The organism is Streptomyces sp. NPDC006393, from assembly GCF_040628575.1.
Lineage (GTDB): Bacteria > Actinomycetota > Actinomycetes > Streptomycetales > Streptomycetaceae > Streptomyces.
In genome coordinates this window covers 1-18,286 of record NZ_JBEXZD010000060.1, presented here as the reverse complement: position 1 = coordinate 18,286, position 18,286 = coordinate 1, and the positions used below count along the sequence as shown (strand labels likewise).

The following is an 18,286-nucleotide window of genomic DNA, read 5'->3' as shown; positions in this document are numbered from 1 at the left end:
ACCGCTACCGCCGGACGGTGATCCGGTCGGCGGCCGTCGGGGTGTACGGCGCGGACGGCGACGAGTGCGCCGTCAGATAGTCGACCAGCGCGGCCAGGTCGTCCTCGCCGACCACCTGGTCGGTGCCCTTGCCCAGCTCGGTGAAGCCGTCGCCGCCGCCGGCCAGGAAGGAGTTCATGGCGACGCGGTAGGTGGCCGCGGGGTCGATCGGCTCGCCGCCCAGCCGGACGGAGTCCGCCACCACGCGGTCGGCGCCCGACTTGGTCAGGTCGAGGGTGTAGGTGAGGCCGTCGGAGATCTGGAGGATCTTCGGCACCGCGGCGTTGCCGCCGCTGACCTGCTGTTGCAGCACGGTGATGAGCTGGGCGCCGGTGAGCGTCTTGACGTTGACGGTGTTGCTGAACGGCTGCACGGCGAAGCCCTCGCCGTAGGTGACGACCCCGTCGCCCTCGCCGCCGGAGGCGGCACGGACCAGGTCCGCGCGGATGCCGCCGGGGTTCATCAGGGCCAGGTCGACGCCGCTGTCGACGGTCCTGGCGTACTCCAGCTGGGCGTCGGCGATCAGGTCGCCCAGCGGCGACTCGGGGGTGCCCTCGGTGCCGCGCGTGATGTCGGCCGAGATATAGCCGACGGCCTTGTCGGCGACCGGGGCGGCGAGCGTCCTCCAGTGGTCGATGAGCCGGGTCAGGTCCGGGGCCTTGGGCTGGGTGCGGTCGACGACGTGGTTGGCGCCCTTGACCGAGGTGCGGACGATGTCGTGGGTGCGCCAGTCGTACTTCATGTCCAGCTCGGTGAAGAGCCGTCCGTAGGAGGCCGCGCTGGTCACCAGGCGGGGGCGGCCGGCCGGGTCGGGGATCGTGCAGACGTAGGCGTTGTGCGTGTGGGCGGTGACCAGGGTGTCGACCTCGGGCGAGACCTTCTTGGCGATGTCCACGATGGGCCCGCTCAGGCCGGAGCCGTTGCCGCCCGCGTCGCAGTCGTAGTTGTACGCCGACGACACCGGGTAGCCGCCCTCGTGGATGAGCGCGACGATCGCGTGCACGCCCTGCCGCTGGAGGACCTTGGTGTACTTGTTGATCGTCTCGGCCTCGTCGAGGAACTTCAGCCCCTTGACGCCCTCGGCCGAGACGATGTCCGGGGTGCCCTTCAGGGTGACGCCGATGAACCCGACCTTGACGCCCTTGACGTTCTTGACGGAGTACGGCTGGAGCAGCGTACGGCCGGTCTTCTCGTCGATCACGTTGGCCGACAGGATCGGGTAGTCGGCGCCCTCGAAGGTGCGGCCGGTCTCGTAGCAGCCGTCGACGGGATGGCAGCCGCCGTTCTGGAGGCGCAGCAGCTCGTCCTTGCCCTCGTCGAACTCGTGGTTGCCGACGCTGGTGACGTCCAGGCCGAGCTTGTTCATGGCCTCGACGGTGGGCTCGTCGTGGAAGAGGCCGGACAGCAGCGGGCTGGCGCCGACGATGTCGCCGGCGGCGACGGTCAGCGAACGGGCGTGACCCTTGCGCGCGGTGCGCAGGCTGCTCGCCAGGTACTCGGCACCGCCGGCGTCCACGGACTTCGTGGTGCCGTCCGGCTCCTGCTCGGTGACCCGGCCGGAGGAACCGGCGGGCGGCTCCAGGTTGCCGTGGAAGTCGTTGAGCGCGAGCAGTTGCAGGTCGGTGGTGTGGCTCGGGTGCCCGCCGGGGCGGGCCTGGGCGGGGCCGGCCTGGGCGGGAGCGGCGGCGCCGAGCGCGCCCAGTGCGGCCAGGGTGGCGGCCGCGGCGACAGCCGTGGTGGCGGCTCTTCGCGGGGTGTGGCGGCGTTGACGTATCGGAGACATGGTCCCCCCTCGGACGTGACCGGATCAAGAAACAGACCAGTGGCCGCAGCCTAGGGTCAACGCGCGTAGTTGTCAGGAGCTTTGCGATGACGGACCGCCGGCCGCACTGTCCTCGGGGCCGGTCCGGACGTAGCCGCGGGAGCGGACCAGATCGTGGGCGAGGCGGGTGAAGGCGCGCGCGGCCGCGCTCTGGTAGCCGCTGCCGCGCCGCAGCAGGGTCACCGTGCGCGCGGGCAGGGGAGGGTCGAGGGGCAGGGGGGTGAGATGGGGGTGGTCGTGGGTGACGGCGTCGGGGAGGACGGTGGCGATCGGCGTGCGCCGGACGATCTCGATGATGGCCTGGATGGAGTTGGCCTCCACCGCGATCCGGGGCCGCACCCGCTGGGCCGCGAGATGTGCGTCGATGTGCGTGCGCGTGGCGAAGTCGCCGCTGAGCAGCGCCAGCTGATAGGTCATCAGTTCCTGCACGGGCAGTGGACGAGGGCGGTCGGCGCCCGGACGGTGGGCGCCGGTGACGAGGCCGAGGGTCTCGGTGAACAGGGTGGTGACGGCGAGACCGGGCAGATGGTCGCCGGCGAAGGCGATGCCGAGGTCGAGTTCGTCGGCGAGCAGCGCCGACTCGATGCGGTCCTGGGTCATCTCCCTGACGTCCAGGGTGACGCCGGGATGACGGCGGTACAACTCGGCGGTCAGTGGCCCGACCAGGTACGCGGTGAACGTGGGTGTCACCGCGAGCCGCAGATGGCCGCGGGAGAGGTCCTGGACGTCCTGCACGGCGCGCTGCGCCGCCGCCAGGTCCCGCAGGGCCCGCCGGGCGTAGCGCGCGTACGTCTCGCCCGCGTCGGTGAGCCGGACGCTGCGGCCGGTGCGGTCCAGCAGCTGCACGCCGACGGTGCGCTCCAGTTGCCTGACCTGCTGGGACAGGGTGGGCTGGGAGATGCGCAGGTCCTCGGCCGCACGGGTGAAGTTGCCGTGCTCGGCCACGGCCAGCAGGTAGCGCAGGTGACGCAGTTCCGGACCCATGCCCACCATCATAGATGGCACCAATGACAGTCATGAGTACTGCGTCTTGGACGCTATAGCACCAGGTCCTGCATGGTGGATCCATCGAGCCGGAAGGCCGGAACCCGTTCGGCCGTAACCCATCGAAGGGAGTGACCCATGCGCGACCTCGCCGAGGGCGTCACGCGTTTCCAGCGGGACGTGCACACCGCCAAGGCGGACCTGTTCGCCCGGCTGGCCGGTCACCACGCACCGCACACGCTGTTCATCGGCTGCTCCGACGCCCGCGTCGTCCCGGAGCTGATCACGGCCAGCGAGCCGGGTGAGCTGTTCGTCGTCCGCACCGCGGGAAACCTCGTCCCGGCCTACGCCCCGGGCACCGACGCGGTGACGGCCGGCATCGAGTACGCCGTCGCCGTCCTGGGGGTGTCCCGCATCGTCGTGTGCGGGCACTCCGCCTGCGGCGCCATGACGGCGCTGGCCGAGTGCCACGACCTGAGCGCCGTGCCGACGCTCGCGCAGTGGCTGCGGCACGCGGACGCCTCCCGCGCCCGTGCGGCCGCTCGCGGGGACGTCGCCTCCCTGATCCGCCAGAACGTGCTCGCCCAGCTGGCCAACCTCGCCACCCACCCCTCGGTGGCCCACGCCCTGGCCGAGGGCGGCCTCACCCTGCACGGCTGGGTCTTCGACATCGCCACCGGAGACGTCGAGGACCTTTCGCCCGCCGGTCCGGTCGCCACGCCCGCGGCCTGACCGCGGCTCCACTGCTCCACCCACCCCCGACCCCTCGACCAGCAAGGAAGACCCCTCATGACGCACGCCCAGTTCGACCCCGCCGCCCGTCAGGCCCTGGCCGCCGCCGCGGTCGACGCCAAGATCCGCAAGGACCTCACCTGGCAGCAGATCGCGGACGCGGCCGGCCTGTCGGTCGCGTTCACCACAGCCGCCCTGCTCGGCCAGCACGCCCTGCCCGAGCGGTCCGCGCGGGCCGTCGGCGAGCTGCTGGACCTGGACGCCGACGCGGTGCGGCTGCTCCAGGCGATCCCGACGCGCGGCTCCATCCCCGGCGGCATCCCGACCGACCCGACCATCTACCGCTTCTACGAGATGCTCCAGGTCTACGGCACCACGCTCAAGGCGCTGGTCCACGAGCAGTTCGGCGACGGCATCATCTCCGCGATCAACTTCCGGCTCGACGTGAAGAAGGTCGCCGACCCCGAGGGCGGCGAGCGCGCGGTGATCACCCTGGACGGCAAGTACCTGCCCACCAAGCCCTTCTGAACCTCCCCTGACCGAAGGACACATTTCATGGACTTCGCGCAACGCACTGTCGACCTCGCCCGGGGCAACGTCACCGAGGGCGGACGCCCGTTCGCGACCGTCATCGTCAAGGACGGCGAGATCCTCGCCGAGAGCCCGAACCGGGTCGCCCAGACCGGCGACCCCACCGCGCACGCCGAGATCCTCGCCATCCGCGAGGCGTGCACGAAGCTGGGCACGGAGCACCTGGTCGGCACCACGATCTACGTGCTCGCCCAGCCCTGCCCGATGTGCCTGGGGGCGCTGTACTACTGCTCGCCCGACGCGGTGGTCTTCCTCACCACCCGGGACGCCTACGCGCCGTACTACGTCGACGACCGCAAGTACTTCGAACTGGACAACTTCTACGACGAGTTCGCCAAGAGCTGGGACGAGCGCCGGCTGCCCATGCGCCACGAGCCCCACGACGGCGCGGTCGAGGTCTACCGGCTGTGGCAGGAACGCAACGGCGGCGAGCGCCGTGTCACCGGCGCCCCCACCGCCTCCTGAAGGAGCTGTCGTGACCCCCACCGAGCCGAGCGCCGCGGAGACGCGGCACCTGGAACGCACCGTGGAACTGGCGCAGGAGGCGCTGCGGGCCGGGGACGAGCCGTTCGGCTCGGTCCTGGTCGGCGCCGACGGTCAGGTCCTGGCGGAGGACCGCAACCGGGTCCGCACCCTCGCCGACAGGACCCGCCACCCGGAGTTCGAACTGGTCCGCTGGGCCACCACCCACCTCACCGCACAGGAGCGGGCGGCGGCCACCGTCTACACCTCCGGGGAACACTGCCCCATGTGCTCGGCCGCCCACGGCTGGGCCGGACTGGGCCGTATCGTCTACGCGCACTCGGCGGCCCAGCTCGGCGAGTGGCTGGCCGAGCTGGGCGTGGAGCCGTCCCCGGTGCGCTGCCTGGCGATCCAGGACGTGGTGCCCGGTCTCCCGGTGCAAGGGCCCGTCCCGGCCCTGGCCGCACGGCTGCGCGACCTGCACCACCGGTTCCACCGGCAGGCGCGCGAGGGCCGCGCCGGGACGTGAGACCGCTCCGAGGCGGGGACGGGGTCATCCGAACGGTTGACCCCGCCTCTGCCGCACCCGGGCGAGAATGACAGTGTTCGCCGAGCTCAGCGGGTGTCCGGGCTCGGCAGATAGCAGCGAGGAGCAGCCCATGCCGTCCAGGAGCCGGACCTCCCCAGGCGGCCCACCGGCCACCGACCACGAGGCATGCGAGGCCCGCGAGGCGCACGAGGTCCGCGAGGCCCGCACCCCGGCGCTCGTCGTCCATCTGGCGTTCTTCCTGCTGCTGGGTTCCTCCCTCGCCCGCTATGTGCAGCGGCACGGGGCCCAGCCCGAGGCACCCGCCGTCCTCGTCCTGGCCGGCGTCCTCGCCGTGCTGTACGTCGTCGGTCGCCGTACGACGGCGGGCGCCGGCCGCACCGCCTCCGGCATGGCCCGGCTCGGCGTGCTGGTCGCGGTCTGGGCCGTGCTGGTCGGCCTGGCGCCCAGCTTCGCCTGGTGCGCGGTGCCCCTCTTCTACACCGCGCTGCGCACCCTCCCGCCGCGCGCCGCCTACGCGCTCGTTGCGTTCTTCACCGCCTTCGTGGTCTTCGCCCAGCTGCGCCTCGCCGACCGTTTCGAGGTGGACGTGGTGGCCGGTCCACCGGTCGTGGCCGTCCTGGCGACCGCGGTCTTCACCCACATGGACCGGCAGGCGACCCGCCAGGCCGCCCTGATCCACGATCTCGTGCGCACCCGCCGCGAACTGGCCGCCACCGAGCGCCGTGAAGGCACTCTCGCCGAGCGCCAGCGCCTCGCCATGGAGATCCACGACACCGTGGCCCAGAGCCTGTCCAGCCAGCGGATGCTGCTCCAGGCCGCCGACCGGCTGTGGGACGGCGATCCGGGACGCGCCCGGGAGCATGTGCGCAGCGCCGCCTCCATTGCCGAGCACAGCCTGGCGGAGGCCCGCCGCTTCGTCCACGACCTCGCGCCCGCCGACCTCGCCGAGGGCGGCGGCCTGGAGGCGGCCCTGCGCGGCCTGGCCTCCCGCGAGACGACGGCCGCACGCACCGTGACCTGCGTCGTCGACGGCGCTTTGGCGCCGGGCGCGCTGCCCGACCGGGTGCGTTCCGCGCTGCTGCGCATCGCCCAGGGCGCCCTCGCCAACGTCCGGGAGCACTCCGGTGCCACCCGGGCCGCGCTCACCCTCACCCACCTCGGCGACCAGGTCCGTCTGGACATCGCCGACAACGGCCGCGGCCTCGACCCGGCCGCACTGCCGGAGCGCGCCGAGGGGGTCCGCGGGCACGGACTGCCCGCGATCCGCGCCCGCGTCGGCCAGCTGGGCGGCACCCTCACGATCGAGTCCGCGCCCGGCGAGGGCACCGTGGTGTCCGCGGCCGTGCCGCTGCACCCCGCCACCGTGGAGGTCCCCACGCCATGAACCGCGCCGCACCGAACGCACACCCGGAATCCGGCCCCGAGCGGCACGGGTCCTCCACCGGGCCCGTCCGGCTCGTGCTGTGCGACGACCACGCCGTGGTCCGCGCCGGACTGCGCGCGCTGCTCGGCAGCGCCGAGGGCGTCGAGGTGGTCGGAGAGGCGGACAGCGGGGCGGAGGCCGTGGCGCTCGCCGCCAAGCTCGTCCCCGACGTCGTCCTCATGGACCTGCAACTCGGCGCCGGGATGGACGGCGTGGAGGCGACCCGGCGGATCACCGCCGACTCCGCCGGCGCGGTGCACGTCCTCGTCCTCACCACCTACGACACCGACGCCGACATCACCCGCGCCATCGAGGCCGGAGCCACCGGCTACCTGCTCAAGGCGGAGCGCCCCGAGGAGCTGTTCACGGCCATCCACAGCGCCGCGGCCGGCCGCACCACGCTGTCCGCGCCCGTCGCCCACCGGGTCATGGCCCGCATGCGCAGCCCGCGCCCCGGCCTCACGGACCGCGAGCGCGACATCCTCGGCCAGCTGGCCCGCGGGCTGACCAACCGCGACATCGCCAAGGCCCTCTTCCTCAGCGAGGCCACGGTCAAGACCCATCTGGGCCGCATCTACGACAAGCTCGGCGTCGACACCCGCGCGGGCGCCGTCGCCGTCGCCAAGGAGCAGCGCCTGCTGCCCTGAGAGCGGGGCCGAGGGCCGAGCACGCGTGACAGAGGGCTCAGTACACGTAACCGACGTGCGCGAGCGCCTGCTTCAGCAGCACCCCGTGCCCACCCGGCATCTCGCTCTGCACCGCCGGGGAGGCCGCCTCCTGCGGGCTGAACCAGACCAGGTCCAGGGCGTCCTGCCGGGGGCGGCAGTCGCCGGTGACCGGCACGATGTAGGCGAGCGACACGGCGTGCTGGCGCGGGTCGTGGTAGGGCGTGATACCGGCCGTCGGGAAGTACTCGGCGACGGTGAACGGCTGGAGGGAGGCGGGTACACGGGGCAGCGCCACCGGCCCGAGGTCCTTCTCCAGGTGGCGCAGCAGGGCGTCGCGGACCCGCTCGTGGTGGAGCACCCGGCCGGAGACCAGGGTCCGGCTGACCGTTCCGTCCGGGCCGATGCGCAGCAGCAGGCCGATGCTGGTCACTTCGCCGCTGTCGTCGACGCGCACGGGAACCGCCTCGACGTACAGGATCGGCATACGGGCGCGCGCCGACTCCAGTTCGTCGCTGGTCAGCCAACCGGGCGTGGTTTCGGTCATGTCAGACATTGCTTGATCATACTTTCCGGGTGGGGCGCCCGCTGGGGTCGCGGGCCGGTTCGGACACGGGCGGGCCGTAGAGTCGGCGGGCGTTGTCGCGGCCCGTCCAGGCAGCGATCCGCAGGGCGTCGGGCAGGCTCAACTCGTCGGCGTCCACGCGGCTCTGCAGCAGAGCGGCGAGGCCCTGCCGGAAGGACAGGGCACCCAGGTGGTGGAACTCGGCCACCCCGTAGGCGTCGGAGCTGTACAGCAGCTTGCGGAACGGGGTGATCTCCAGCGCCTCCTCCAGCACCGCGCGGGAGCGTGCCGGGCCGGTGTAGTGCAGCGCCAGACCGACGTCCAGGTACACCTGCTCGAAGACCGCGGCGAGATAGGCGGCCTGGCGCTGGTAGGGCCAGCAGTGCAGCAGCAGGACGGGGATCGTGCCGGCGGTCAGGTGCAGCCAGTCGGTGAGCAGCGCGGGGTCGGCGCGGTGCAGCCGTACGTCCGCGTCGCCGAAACCGGTGTGCAGTTGCAGGGGCAGGCCCAGGTCGACGGCCGTCCACAGCAGGTGCCGGGTCAGGACCGGGTCCGTGAGCCGGCCGCCGTGTGCGAGCCAGCGGGCGGCCGCCCCGGTCACCTCGGTGTCCGAGGGTCGCGCGGGGTCCAGGGCGAATCCGGTGCGGTAGGCCGCCACCGACTTGACCGCCACCACACCGGGCCGCCGTACGGCCTCCTCGGCGGCCGACCGCACCGAGGCCGCGTACTCGCCCGCCTCGACGCCCCGCGCGGCCACCGTCTCGGCCATCTGCTCCAGCCGTACGACCTCGCGGCCGACGGCGCCCGCGCTGCGGCCCAGTTCGGCGGGGGAGGTGACCGGGTGCGGAGCGTAGCCGGTGTCGACGCAGAACGTCCCGGCTCCCGCGGCGGTCAGGAAACGGCGGTTGACCTCCTGCCAGCCCAGCTCCGCGCGCCGGGCCAGGTAGTCGGCCGGTGACGCGTGCCGGGGGAGGTCCAGCAGGGGCGCGCAGTGGCGGCGTACGGCCACGCCGACGGGACTGTCGAAGGGCGAGACGCCGGGCCAGGCCTCGCCCTCGGTGATGAGGGACGCGAACTGCTCGTCGGTGAGGTCGGCCGTGACGGCACCGTGGCAGTGGTGGTCCACCAGCCGCAGCGCGGCGAGCGCCTCGTGGACCGGCCCGGCTCCGGCCGGCGCACCCATCAGTACCTCCACCGGTAGGCCGCCGCCACCTGCTCGTCGTCGAGTCCCGCGACGGCCGCGATCTCCCCTTCGCGCACGGCGGTCACCGCGTCGGCCAGGACGGGACCGAGGGCGGCGCGCAGCACTTCGTCCGTGCGGAACACGGCGACGGCCTCCGCGAGGGAGGTCGGCAGGCGCCGTACACCCCGGTCCGCCGCCTCCGTGTCGTCCAGCCGTGCCGGGTCGCCGGTGGTCTCCTCGGGCAGCGGCGACGACGACGTGATCCCGTCCACACCGGCGGCGATCAGGCAGCCGAGCGCCAGATACGGGTTGGCCGCGAGGTCGACGGGTTTGATCTCCAGGTTGGCGGCCCGGTCGCGCACGCCCAGGGTCCCGGTGACGACCCGCAGCGCGGCCTCGCGGGTCTCCCGGCCCCACGCGGTGAACACCCCGGCCCACCGGGACGGCTTCAGGCGCAGATAGCTGGCCGGGCTCGGCGCGGTCACCGCGGTGAGCGCGGGCAGGCGCTCCAGCAGACCGGCGGTGAAGGACTCCGCCTCGGCCGTCATGCCGTACCGGCCCTCGCCGCCGGCGTGCAGGTTGGCCCCCCGGCGCCACGCGGACAGGTGGACGTGGCCGCCGTTGCCGACGCCCACGTCGCGGACGGCCGGGGAGAAGGAGACCCTCAGCCCGTGCCGCAGGGCCACCGCCCGGATCGTCTGCCGCACCAGCACGCTCCGGTCGGCCGCCGCCACCGGATCCAGGGCGCCGAACGAGATCTCGAACTGCCCGGCGGCGTACTCGGGATGGAACTGGTCGACGTCCACCCCCTGCGCCGCGCAGGCCGCCAGCAGGTCGGCGCCGTAGTCGCTCAGCTCCACCTGGCGGATCGCCCCGTACGCGGGCCCCGACACCGCCGGCTCGAACTCGCCCTCCGGTGCGCTCGCCCGGCCCACGGCCCACTCGATCTCGACGGCCGCCCTGAAGGTCAGACCGTGGCGCCGCTCGGCGTCGGCGGCGATCCGCCGCAGGAAGGTACGGCCGCAGCCGGGGTGCCGCTCGCCCTCCTGGGTGATCCGGTCCACCGGCGCCCAGGCCCAGCCGGGCTGCGCGGACAGCACCACCAGGCGGTCGAGGTCCGGGTAGAGCCGCAGGTCGCCGTCCGGGGAGCCGAGGACGTCGGTGGTGACGATCGAGTCGTCGGCCAGGAAGGTGTCGAACACCGGCGACATTCCCACGCCCCAGGCCGCCGCCGCGGGCAGCTTCGCCACCGGGACCGTTTTGACCCTGCCGATGCCGGCGGTGTCGACATAGGCCAGGACGACCCCGTGCACGCCCCGGCCGGCCAGTTCGCCGGCGAGCGCGCCGGCCCGTTCGACGTCACCGGGACGCCCGCCGGGGACGGGATCGGCAAGGCGGGTCATGCGTCCTCCTCGGGGCTCGGGCGCGGTGCGCGGCCCTGCGTCAGGGTTTCACGGCCACCGCGCCGAACTGTGGCACCGCCGCGGGGACGCCCGCCTCGGGCCGCCACCGTGAACACGGCACCAGGCCCGGATCCACCAGGTCCAGGCCCTCGAAGAAGGCGGCGACCTCGGCGCGGGGACGAGCGGTGATCGCAGGAGTGGCGTTCTCGTTCCAGAAGCGCATGGCCGCCACGTTGCCCTCGCCGCCGAGGTCGGCGTCGAAGGTGGGGTGGGTCAGGGCCAGACAGCTGCCGGACGGGAGCGCGGCCATGACACGGCGGACGATGTCGCGCGCCGTGCCCGTGTCCAGGACGAAGTTCAGGATGCCGAGCATCATGACCGCGACCGGCCGGCCGAGGTCCAGGGTCGCGGCGGCGCGCTCCACGACGGCGTCCGGGTCGTTCACATCGGCGTCGACGTAGTCGGTGAGGCCCTCGGGAGCACTGGTCAGCAGTGTGCGGGCGTGGGTCAGGACGATCGGGTCGTTGTCGACGTACACGATCCGGGACTCGGGGGCGATGCTCTGGGCCAGCTCGTGGGTGTTGTCGGCCGTCGGCAGCCCGGTGCCGATGTCGAGGAACTGCCGCACCCCGCGCTCGGCGGCCAGGAAGCGGACCGCCCGCCCGAGGAACCCCCGGTCCGCGCGGGCCACCTCCCGGATCACCGGGAACAGTCCCGCCACGTGCTCGCCGACCTGCCGGTCGACCAGGTAGTTGTCCTTGCCGCCCAGCCAGTAGTTCCACACGCGCGCGTTGTGCGCCACACCGGTGTCCACGCTCGGCGGCTCGCCCGAGGGGGAGTGGCTCTCGCTCACGTCTGCGCTCCCGTGTCGTGGTCGGCCGTGTCGTCGGTCTCGCGGATGCGTCGGTGCCGTCGCCGCCATTGTGCCGTCCGGTGATCACCCTGTCCCGGGAATCGGCGCAGAGGACGGCGACGGGCCCTCGGCAGTGCGGTCGGCAGTGCTGCGGGAGCGCGACGGGAGTGCGGCGGGAGTGTTGCCCCGGGGGCGTGAGACGTGTTTGCTCCGGAGCCCTCGGACGTGTTTGCCTCGGGGATCGGCGCGGCGCCGTCACCCACGGCGCCGGCGCCGGCGCACGACCGCCCGCCCCGGCGCGCCCCTCGCGCCCCCGACAGAGACCCGGACATGCCCAGCACCTCCTCGCCCCCGCTCACCACCCCCGCGACCGACGCCGGGACCGGCCCCGAGGCCGCCGACGGCCCCGTCGACATACGGCTGATCGTCACCGACATGGACGGCACGCTCCTCGACGACGCCCAGCGGATCCCGGCGGGCCTGTGGCCCATGCTGGCCGAGCTGCGCCGCCGCGGGGTGCTGTTCAGCCCGGCGAGCGGCCGGCAGTACGCCACGCTGGCCGAGCAGTTCGCCGACGCGGACGAGGGGATGGTCTTCATCGCCGAGAACGGCACGTACGTCGTCCGTGACGGCGAGGAGCTGAGCTCGGACCCGCTGGAGACGGCCGTCGCCGTGCGTCTCGTCGAGGCCGTGCGCGACCTCGCGGCGCAGGGCGTGGATGTGGGCGCCGTCGTCTGCGGCAAGCGGTCCGCCTACGTCGAGCGGACCGACGAGGCCTTTCTCGCCGAGGTCCGCAAGTACTACGTCCGGCACCGGGTCGTGCGGGACGTGGCCGCCGTCGACGACGACGTGATCAAGGTCGCCCTGTTCGACTTCGGGTCGGCGGAGCGGACCACCGCCCCGGCCCTGGCGTCGTTCGCCGCCACCCACAAAGTGGTCGTCTCCGGCGAGCACTGGGTCGACGTCATGAACCGCACCGCCGACAAGGGCGCCGCCGTGCGCAGGCTCCAGCGGGACCTGGGCATCACCCCCGCGCAGACCCTGGTCTTCGGCGACTACCTCAACGACCTGGAGATGCTGGACGCCGCCGAGTGGTCGTTCGCCATGGCCAACGCACACCCAGAGGTCGTCCGGCGGGCGCGGCACCTGGCCCCCTCCAACAACGACCACGGTGTGCTGCGCACCATCGCCCGGCTGCTCCACCTGCCGCGGGCGGCTGCCTGACCCCAGGGAGCGAAGGATCAGGTGACGGACTCGGCCACCTTCTTGTCCAGCGCGGCCCGTACCAGCGCCGCCGCCAGGGTGTCCGGCTCCGTGTCACCGGCCAGCTCCACGAGCCGGCCGGGGTCCTTGGGCAGCCCGAGGCGTTCCGCGCCGGAGAGCGTCTTGGCGTCCAGGTAGGGGGCCACCTCGGGCCAGACGTGCTGGACCTCGCGCAGGAAGATGTCCGCGCCGGCCGGGCCCAGGCCCGGTACCTCCTGGAGCAGCTCGCGCAGCGTGGAGACGTCCCCGTCGGCCTCCCGGCGCAGCCGGCGCAGATCCCCGCCCCAGCGTTCGGCCACCAGCTCGGCGCCGTCCCCGAGCTGGGTGGCGGTGCGCTCGTCGTAGCGCCGGTAGCCGCCGCGGCCGAGCGCGTCCACGCGGTCCTGCCAGTCGGACCCGGCCATGCCGCGCGCGTCGCGCAGCCCCGCGTCGTACAGCTCACGGGCCGCGGCGACGGCGACCGAACCGCGGATCCGGGCGCTGAGCAGCACGGAGAGGACCAGCAGCCGGTACAGCGGCTGAGGGGTGTCCTTCAGCGTGATGCCGGCCTCCTCGGCGAACGTCTCGCCGTGCGCGTCGATCAGCTCGTGCAGCACCCGGGACTCGCGGGAGCCGCCGGAGTCGCGGGCTGCGTTCACCGGGTCGCCTTCAGCGGGTCGTGGCCGAGGGTCATCAGCCGGTGCCGGCGGCCGGTCTCCTCGGCGCTCTCCGGCTCCGGCTCGTTCGCGAGGTCCGCCTGCGACGTGACGAGGTCGACCACCTCGCGCATCACGCGGACGTCGCCGTCGGTCAGGTCCATGCGCCGCTTCTGGAGGATGGCGAGGACGTGCTGCCCGATCGGCGAGCCGGCCTCGTCGGGCAGGGGTTCGGTCCGCTCGCCGGAGTCCTGGACCCGCAGCCAGGCCGCGAGCTCCTGCGAGGTCATGTTCACCACGCGGTGGAACTCGTCCCACAGCGCGTCGTCTTCGAGGGCGTCGCTCATCGGGTGCCCCTTTCGTGCATGGTGCGCGGAGAGCGGGCTCGTTTCGTCCGTGCCGCGCGCAGAGCGGGCGCGGGGCGCCGGTTCAGTCCTCCCGGGACACGTTCTCGGCGGCGAACATCCAGCGCTGCTTCTCCAGCTCGGCGGTGACCGTGATCAGCAGGTCCTGGGTGACCGGGTCGGGCGTCGCGGTCGCCTCGATGCGCTCGCGCAGCCGGGAGATGGCGGCCTCCAGGGACTCCACCATCACCTCCACGACATCGGTGTCGCGCACCCAGCCGTCCTTCGGACCGGGCAGTGTGAAGGCCGAGGCGATCGTCTCCGGGCGGCCGTCCGGGGGCAGGCCGAGGGCCGCGGCGCGCTCCGCCACGGTGTCGGCGAACTCGCGGGCCGCCGCCACCACTTCGTCGAGTTGCAGGTGGATGGAGCGGAAGCGCGGTCCCACGATGTTCCAGTGCGCCTGCTTCCCGATCAGCGAGAGCCCGAGAAGATCCACGAGCGTGCTCTGCAACGCCTCCCCGGTGACCTGGCGGGCCGAGTCGGGGATCGTGCTCTTCACGACAGTCATACGGCGGTTCTCCTTGGGGAGTCGTCTCCGGCGGTAACGGGCGGGTGCCCCGCGCGTACCACCGCAAACAACGGCGGGCGAGGCGCGGCCCGCACGTCCCCGTGAGCCCGCTCAGGCGGCTCGGGCGGCGAGGATCCGGTCCAGGAAGGCCGTCACGTCCGCGAACACCTCGGCCCGGTTCGTCTCCAGGAACACCTCGTGCCGGGCACCCGGATAGATCCGCTCGGTCAGGCCGCCGCGGGAGCCGCCGCCGGTGAGCCGTTCGACGCCGATCCGGCTTCCGGGCAGCGGCACCAGCCGGTCGTCGTCGCCGTGCAGCCACAGCACGGGGAGCCGGCCGACGTCACCGCCCTCGGCGACGGTCCCCAGGGTCCGTGCGAACGCCTCCACCGTGGGCCGCTTCATCGGCCCGTGCCACACCAGCGGGTCCGCCGCGTAGGCCGCTCCGACCGCCGGGTCACGGGAGAGCGCGGCCGGGCTGACCGGAGTGTCGGGGATCTCGTCGAGGGCGAGCAGCCGCCCGGGCAGCTCCCAGCCGCCGATGACCGGGCCGGACAGCACCAGCGCGGTGAGCTCCTCGCCGTACCGCTGCGCGTAGCGGGACGAGATCAGGCCGCCCATGGAGTGGCCGACCAGCACGAGCGGCAGCCCCGGGTGCGCGGCCCGGGCCAGGTCCGCGACCGTGTGCACGTCGGTCACGACGTCCTCGAAGTCCGCGACGACCACGCGCTCGCCGGCCGATCTGCCGTGGCCCATGTGATCGGGCGCGTACACGGCCGCGCCGTGCTCCCGGAGGACGCCCGCCACCTCCTCGTACCGCCCGGCGTGCTCGCCGTACCCGTGGACCAGGAGGGCGACGTAGCGCGGGTGCGGGTGCGGCCACTCGTGCACGAAGAGCGTGCCCCGGGTTCCGGCGAGGACGTGCTCGCGGGCGTCGGACATGGTTCCTCCAGCAGCGTCGGCGGCTCCGCGGTGATCTTCGGGGGGATCTTCCCAGGGGGCCGGTCCGAGGTCTATAGTCCAAAACTAGCAGTGCTAATTAATGGCCGGTGTGGCCGTGAGCCGTCTGAGGAGTCCTGTCGTGCGCCCCGTCCACTTCGCGGCCGCCCGCCGCACCCCGATCGGCAAGCTGCGCGGAGCCCTGTCCTCCGTGCGCCCCGACGACCTGGCCGCGACCGTGATCCGTACCCTCGTCGCCGACGTGCCCGCGCTCGACCCGGCCCGCGTCGACGACGTCTACTGGGGAGCCGCCAACCAGGCGGGCGAGGACAACCGCAACGTCGCCCGCATGGCCGCACTGCTCGCCGGGCTCCCCGAGTCCGTGCCCGGCGCCACCGTCAACCGGCTGTGCGCCTCCGGCCTCGAGGCGGTCACCGCCGCGGCCCGCACCATCGCCGCCGGCGAGGCCGACATCGTGCTCGCCGGCGGCTCCGAGTCGATGAGCCGCGCCCCCTTCGTGCTGCCCCGCCCCGACGAGGCGCTGCCGCACCGCGTCGAGACGCACGACACCCGGCTCGGCTGGCGCCTGGTCAACCCGGCCATGAAGGACCTGCACGGGCTGCTGTCCATGGGCGAGACCGCCGAGGAGGTGGCCGCGCGCCACGGCATCGCGCGCGAACGCCAGGACGAGTTCGCGCTGCGCAGCCACCGGCTGGCCGCGCAGGCCCGCAAGGACGGCCACTTCGACCACGAACTCCTGCCCGTCGAGCGCCCCGACGGAGTGGTCGTCGCGGGCGACGAGTGCATCCGCGAGGACACCTCCTACGACAAGCTGGCGCGCCTCAAGCCCGTCTTCCGCGCGGGCGGCACGGTCACCGCGGGCAACGCCTCCCCGATGAACGACGGCGCCGCCGGCCTTCTCCTGGTCAGCGAGGAGGCCCTGAACGAGCTGGGCCTGGAGTCCCTGGGCCGCTACGTCGCCGGCGCCTCCGCGGGCGTCCACCCCGACGTCATGGGCATCGGGCCCGTCCCCGCCACCCGCAAGGCGCTCACCCGCGCGGGCTGGAGCATCGGCGACGTCCAGGAGGCCGAGTTCAACGAGGCCTTCGCGGCCCAGGCCCTCGCCTGCGTCGACCAGCTCGGCATCGACGAGGACCTGGTCAACCCGAGCGGCGGCGCCATCGCCCTCGGCCACCCCCTCGGCTGCTCCGGCGCCCGCATCCTGACCACCCTGCTGCACCGCATGCGCCGCACCGGCGCGGCCCGCGGGCTCGCCACGATGTGCGTGGGCGTGGGGCAGGGCACCGCCGTGCTCGTCGAACGCCACTAGCCACGGGCCACCAGCCATCAGCCACCAAGGGACATCGGGAACCCGAGCCGCAACGAAGCCGCACCAAAAGGAAGTACCCCTCCATGGCAACCCTCTCCGTCGCCGCGATCCTCGCCGAGAACGCCCGGCGCCGCCCCGACAAGACCGCCCTCGTCGAAGGCGACCTGCGGCTCACCTTCGCCCAGGTCTGGCAGCGGGCCCGCGCGCAGGCCGGGGCGCTCGTCGGCCTCGGCGTCCGGCCGGGGGACCGGGTCGCGCTGATGGCGCCGAACACGGCCGAGTTCCCGCAGGCGTACTACGCGATCGCCGCCGCCGGCGCGGTCGTCGTCCCCGTGCACCTGCTGCTGTCGGCGGCCGAGGTGGAGCACGTCCTGAAGGACAGCGGCGCCGCCCTGCTGCTGTGCCACCCGGCGCAGGCGGAGACGGGCACCGCCGCCGCCCGCCGGGTCGGGGTCGACGTCGTCACGCTGGGCGCCGAGCTGGAGAAGCTCGCCGCCGACGCCGACCCGCTGCCGTCCTACGTCACCCGCGCCGCCGACGACCCGGCCGTGATCTTCTACACCAGCGGCACCACCGGCGTCCCCAAGGGCGCCGTGCTCAGCCACTTCAACCTGGTGATGAACGCGACCGTCAACGCCTTCGACGCCAACGACATCCGGCCCGACGACATCGCGCTCGGCGCACTGCCGCTCTTCCACGCCTTCGGCCAGACCGTGTCGCTGAACTCCACCTGGCGGGCCGGAGCGACGCTCGTGCTGCTGCCGCGCTTCGACGCGGCGCGGGCCATCGAGCTGATGGTGAAGGAGGGCGTGAACACCTTCCACGGCGTGCCGACGATGTTCGTCTCGCTCGCCGCCGCGGCGGCCGACGCCGACGTGCTCCCCGAACTGCGGGTGTGCATCTCCGGCGGCGCCTCCCTGCCCGTCGCGGTGCTCGAGCGGTTCGAGGCGGCGTTCGGCGCGAGGATCTACGAGGGCTACGGGCTGTCGGAGACCTCCCCGGCGGCGGCCGTCAACCAGCCGGTGTTCGGCGCGAAACCCGGCACCATCGGCCACCCGCTGTGGGGTGTCGACGTGGAGATCGCCCGCGCCGAGGTCGAGGAGCGCGTCGAACTGCTGCCGCCCGGCGAACTGGGCGAGGTCGTCGTCCGCGGCCACAACGTCTTCTCCGGCTACCTCGGCCGTCCCGAGGCGACCGCCGAGGCGCTGGTCGACGGCTGGTTCCGCACCGGAGACCTCGGCACCAAGGACGACGAGGGGTTCCTGCGGATCGTCGACCGCAAGAAGGACGTCATCATCCGCGGCGGCTACAACGTCTACCCGCGCGAGGTCGAGGAGGTCCTGCTGCGCCACCCCGGCATCGACCAGGTGGCCGTCATCGGTCTGCCGGACGAGCTGCACGGCGAGGAGGTGTGCGCCGTCGTCGTCCCCGCGCCCGGTGCGCGCCCGGAGGCGGCCGAGGTCACCGCGTGGTCGAAGGAGCGGCTGGGGCGTCACAAGTATCCGCGGCGTGTGGAGTTCACGGACGCGCTGCCGCTGGGACCGAGCATGAAGGTGCTCAAGCGGGAGCTGCGGGCGCGGTACGCGGAGGCCTGAGCCGAGAGAGGGCCACGGGATGCGGCGGTCGGGCGGCCACCTGGTGAGACAGCGCTTTCGCCCGGTGCTTGTCCGGACATAGCATCGGGCCTCGGCATGGACACGATGACGCTCTGGCACATATCCGGCTGGGACTTCGCGGCGCTCGCCTTCGCGGCCCTGCTGGTCGGCTTCTCCAAGACCGCCGTCAGCGGGGCCAACACGGTCAGCCTCGCGATCTTCGCGGCCGTACTTCCGGCCCGCGCCTCCACCGGGGTGCTGCTGCCGGTCCTGATCACCGGGGACGTGCTCGCCGTCCTCACCTACCGGCGGCACGCCCACTGGCCCACCCTGTGGCGGC

The 18,286-nt window shown here is 73.4% G+C and carries 19 protein-coding genes and 1 pseudogene; 10 read left to right on the top strand and 10 right to left on the bottom strand.

Features of this window, described 5'->3' with window-relative positions:
• Positions 1 to 4 precede the first annotated feature (4 nt).
• Both ABZ484_RS23455 and cynR read right to left on the bottom strand, forming a co-directional pair.
• Positions 5 to 1,822: a bifunctional metallophosphatase/5'-nucleotidase gene (locus ABZ484_RS23455; RefSeq protein WP_358867872.1), complete on the bottom strand. Its 1,818-nt coding sequence runs from the start codon at positions 1,820 to 1,822 to the stop codon at positions 5 to 7.
• A gap of 72 nt (positions 1,823 to 1,894) precedes the next feature.
• Positions 1,895 to 2,845, bottom strand: coding sequence for a transcriptional regulator CynR (cynR, locus tag ABZ484_RS23450; protein WP_358867871.1), 951 nt, complete (start codon positions 2,843 to 2,845; stop codon positions 1,895 to 1,897).
• 138 nt (positions 2,846 to 2,983) lie between these two features.
• Between cynR and ABZ484_RS23445 the strand changes: the two genes are divergently transcribed.
• From ABZ484_RS23445 to ABZ484_RS23420, 6 genes are all read left to right on the top strand, one after another.
• A complete protein-coding gene (locus tag ABZ484_RS23445; RefSeq protein WP_358867870.1) occupies positions 2,984 to 3,577 on the top strand; it encodes a carbonic anhydrase in 594 nt (197 codons plus the stop codon).
• Positions 3,578 to 3,634: 57 nt separating this feature from the next.
• Positions 3,635 to 4,105: a cyanase gene (gene cynS, locus ABZ484_RS23440; RefSeq protein WP_358867869.1), complete on the top strand. Its 471-nt coding sequence runs from the start codon at positions 3,635 to 3,637 to the stop codon at positions 4,103 to 4,105.
• Between the two features lie 27 nt (positions 4,106 to 4,132).
• Positions 4,133 to 4,633: a nucleoside deaminase gene (locus tag ABZ484_RS23435; protein ID WP_358867868.1), complete on the top strand. Its 501-nt coding sequence runs from the start codon at positions 4,133 to 4,135 to the stop codon at positions 4,631 to 4,633.
• A gap of 10 nt (positions 4,634 to 4,643) precedes the next feature.
• Entirely contained in the window at positions 4,644 to 5,159 is a 516-nt protein-coding gene (locus ABZ484_RS23430; protein ID WP_358867867.1) for a nucleoside deaminase, read from the top strand.
• A gap of 130 nt (positions 5,160 to 5,289) precedes the next feature.
• A complete protein-coding gene (locus ABZ484_RS23425) occupies positions 5,290 to 6,564 on the top strand; it encodes a sensor histidine kinase (RefSeq protein ID WP_358867866.1) in 1,275 nt (424 codons plus the stop codon).
• The gene (locus ABZ484_RS23420) at positions 6,561 to 7,250 is read left to right on the top strand and encodes a response regulator transcription factor (RefSeq protein ID WP_358867865.1); all 690 of its coding nucleotides are present in this window, start codon (positions 6,561 to 6,563) and stop codon (positions 7,248 to 7,250) included. Before ABZ484_RS23425 ends, ABZ484_RS23420 begins: the two co-directional genes overlap by 4 nt.
• A gap of 37 nt (positions 7,251 to 7,287) precedes the next feature.
• On the opposite strand, the gene ABZ484_RS23415 is transcribed toward ABZ484_RS23420, so the two are convergent.
• The 4 genes from ABZ484_RS23415 to ABZ484_RS23400 are packed head-to-tail and all read right to left on the bottom strand — an operon-like array spanning position 7,288 to position 11,272.
• Complete coding sequence (locus ABZ484_RS23415) at positions 7,288 to 7,824, bottom strand: NUDIX hydrolase family protein (protein ID WP_358867864.1); 537 nt, start codon at positions 7,822 to 7,824, stop codon at positions 7,288 to 7,290.
• A 7-nt stretch (positions 7,825 to 7,831) separates the two neighbouring features.
• The gene (locus ABZ484_RS23410) at positions 7,832 to 9,016 is read right to left on the bottom strand and encodes an amidohydrolase family protein (RefSeq protein WP_358867863.1); all 1,185 of its coding nucleotides are present in this window, start codon (positions 9,014 to 9,016) and stop codon (positions 7,832 to 7,834) included.
• On the bottom strand, positions 9,016 to 10,419 hold the full coding sequence (locus ABZ484_RS23405) for a glutamine synthetase family protein (RefSeq protein ID WP_358867862.1): 1,404 nt from the start codon (positions 10,417 to 10,419) through the stop codon (positions 9,016 to 9,018). Before ABZ484_RS23405 ends, ABZ484_RS23410 begins: the two co-directional genes overlap by 1 nt.
• Before the next feature lie 40 nt (positions 10,420 to 10,459).
• On the bottom strand, positions 10,460 to 11,272 hold the full coding sequence (locus tag ABZ484_RS23400; protein ID WP_358867861.1) for an SAM-dependent methyltransferase: 813 nt from the start codon (positions 11,270 to 11,272) through the stop codon (positions 10,460 to 10,462).
• 330 nt (positions 11,273 to 11,602) lie between these two features.
• Here ABZ484_RS23400 and ABZ484_RS23395 point away from each other — a divergent pair, with 330 nt between their 5' ends.
• A complete protein-coding gene (locus ABZ484_RS23395; RefSeq protein ID WP_358867860.1) occupies positions 11,603 to 12,496 on the top strand; it encodes a Cof-type HAD-IIB family hydrolase in 894 nt (297 codons plus the stop codon).
• A 17-nt stretch (positions 12,497 to 12,513) separates the two neighbouring features.
• Here the strand turns inward: ABZ484_RS23395 and ABZ484_RS23390 are convergent, their stop codons facing one another.
• The 4 genes from ABZ484_RS23390 to ABZ484_RS23375 form a co-directional block, all read right to left on the bottom strand.
• Positions 12,514 to 13,173 (bottom strand): endonuclease, encoded by a 660-nt coding sequence (locus tag ABZ484_RS23390; protein WP_358867859.1) that lies wholly within the window; start codon positions 13,171 to 13,173, stop codon positions 12,514 to 12,516.
• Positions 13,170 to 13,517 (bottom strand): DUF3140 domain-containing protein, encoded by a 348-nt coding sequence (locus ABZ484_RS23385; RefSeq protein ID WP_358867858.1) that lies wholly within the window; start codon positions 13,515 to 13,517, stop codon positions 13,170 to 13,172. The genes ABZ484_RS23390 and ABZ484_RS23385 overlap by 4 nt, the downstream gene beginning before the upstream one ends.
• Before the next feature lie 82 nt (positions 13,518 to 13,599).
• Complete coding sequence (locus ABZ484_RS23380; protein ID WP_358867857.1) at positions 13,600 to 14,082, bottom strand: DNA starvation/stationary phase protection protein; 483 nt, start codon at positions 14,080 to 14,082, stop codon at positions 13,600 to 13,602.
• A gap of 111 nt (positions 14,083 to 14,193) precedes the next feature.
• The gene (locus ABZ484_RS23375; RefSeq protein WP_358867856.1) at positions 14,194 to 15,024 is read right to left on the bottom strand and encodes a lysophospholipase; all 831 of its coding nucleotides are present in this window, start codon (positions 15,022 to 15,024) and stop codon (positions 14,194 to 14,196) included.
• 139 nt (positions 15,025 to 15,163) lie between these two features.
• Here ABZ484_RS23375 and ABZ484_RS23370 point away from each other — a divergent pair, with 139 nt between their 5' ends.
• From ABZ484_RS23370 to ABZ484_RS23360, 3 genes and pseudogenes are all read left to right on the top strand, one after another.
• Positions 15,164 to 16,351, top strand: coding sequence for a thiolase family protein (locus ABZ484_RS23370; RefSeq protein ID WP_358867855.1), 1,188 nt, complete (start codon positions 15,164 to 15,166; stop codon positions 16,349 to 16,351).
• Positions 16,352 to 16,434: 83 nt separating this feature from the next.
• Positions 16,435 to 17,946 (top strand): long-chain fatty acid--CoA ligase, encoded by a 1,512-nt coding sequence (locus ABZ484_RS23365; RefSeq protein WP_358867854.1) that lies wholly within the window; start codon positions 16,435 to 16,437, stop codon positions 17,944 to 17,946.
• A 96-nt stretch (positions 17,947 to 18,042) separates the two neighbouring features.
• Positions 18,043 to 18,286 (top strand): annotated as a pseudogene (locus ABZ484_RS23360) (sulfite exporter TauE/SafE family protein); the annotation flags it as partial.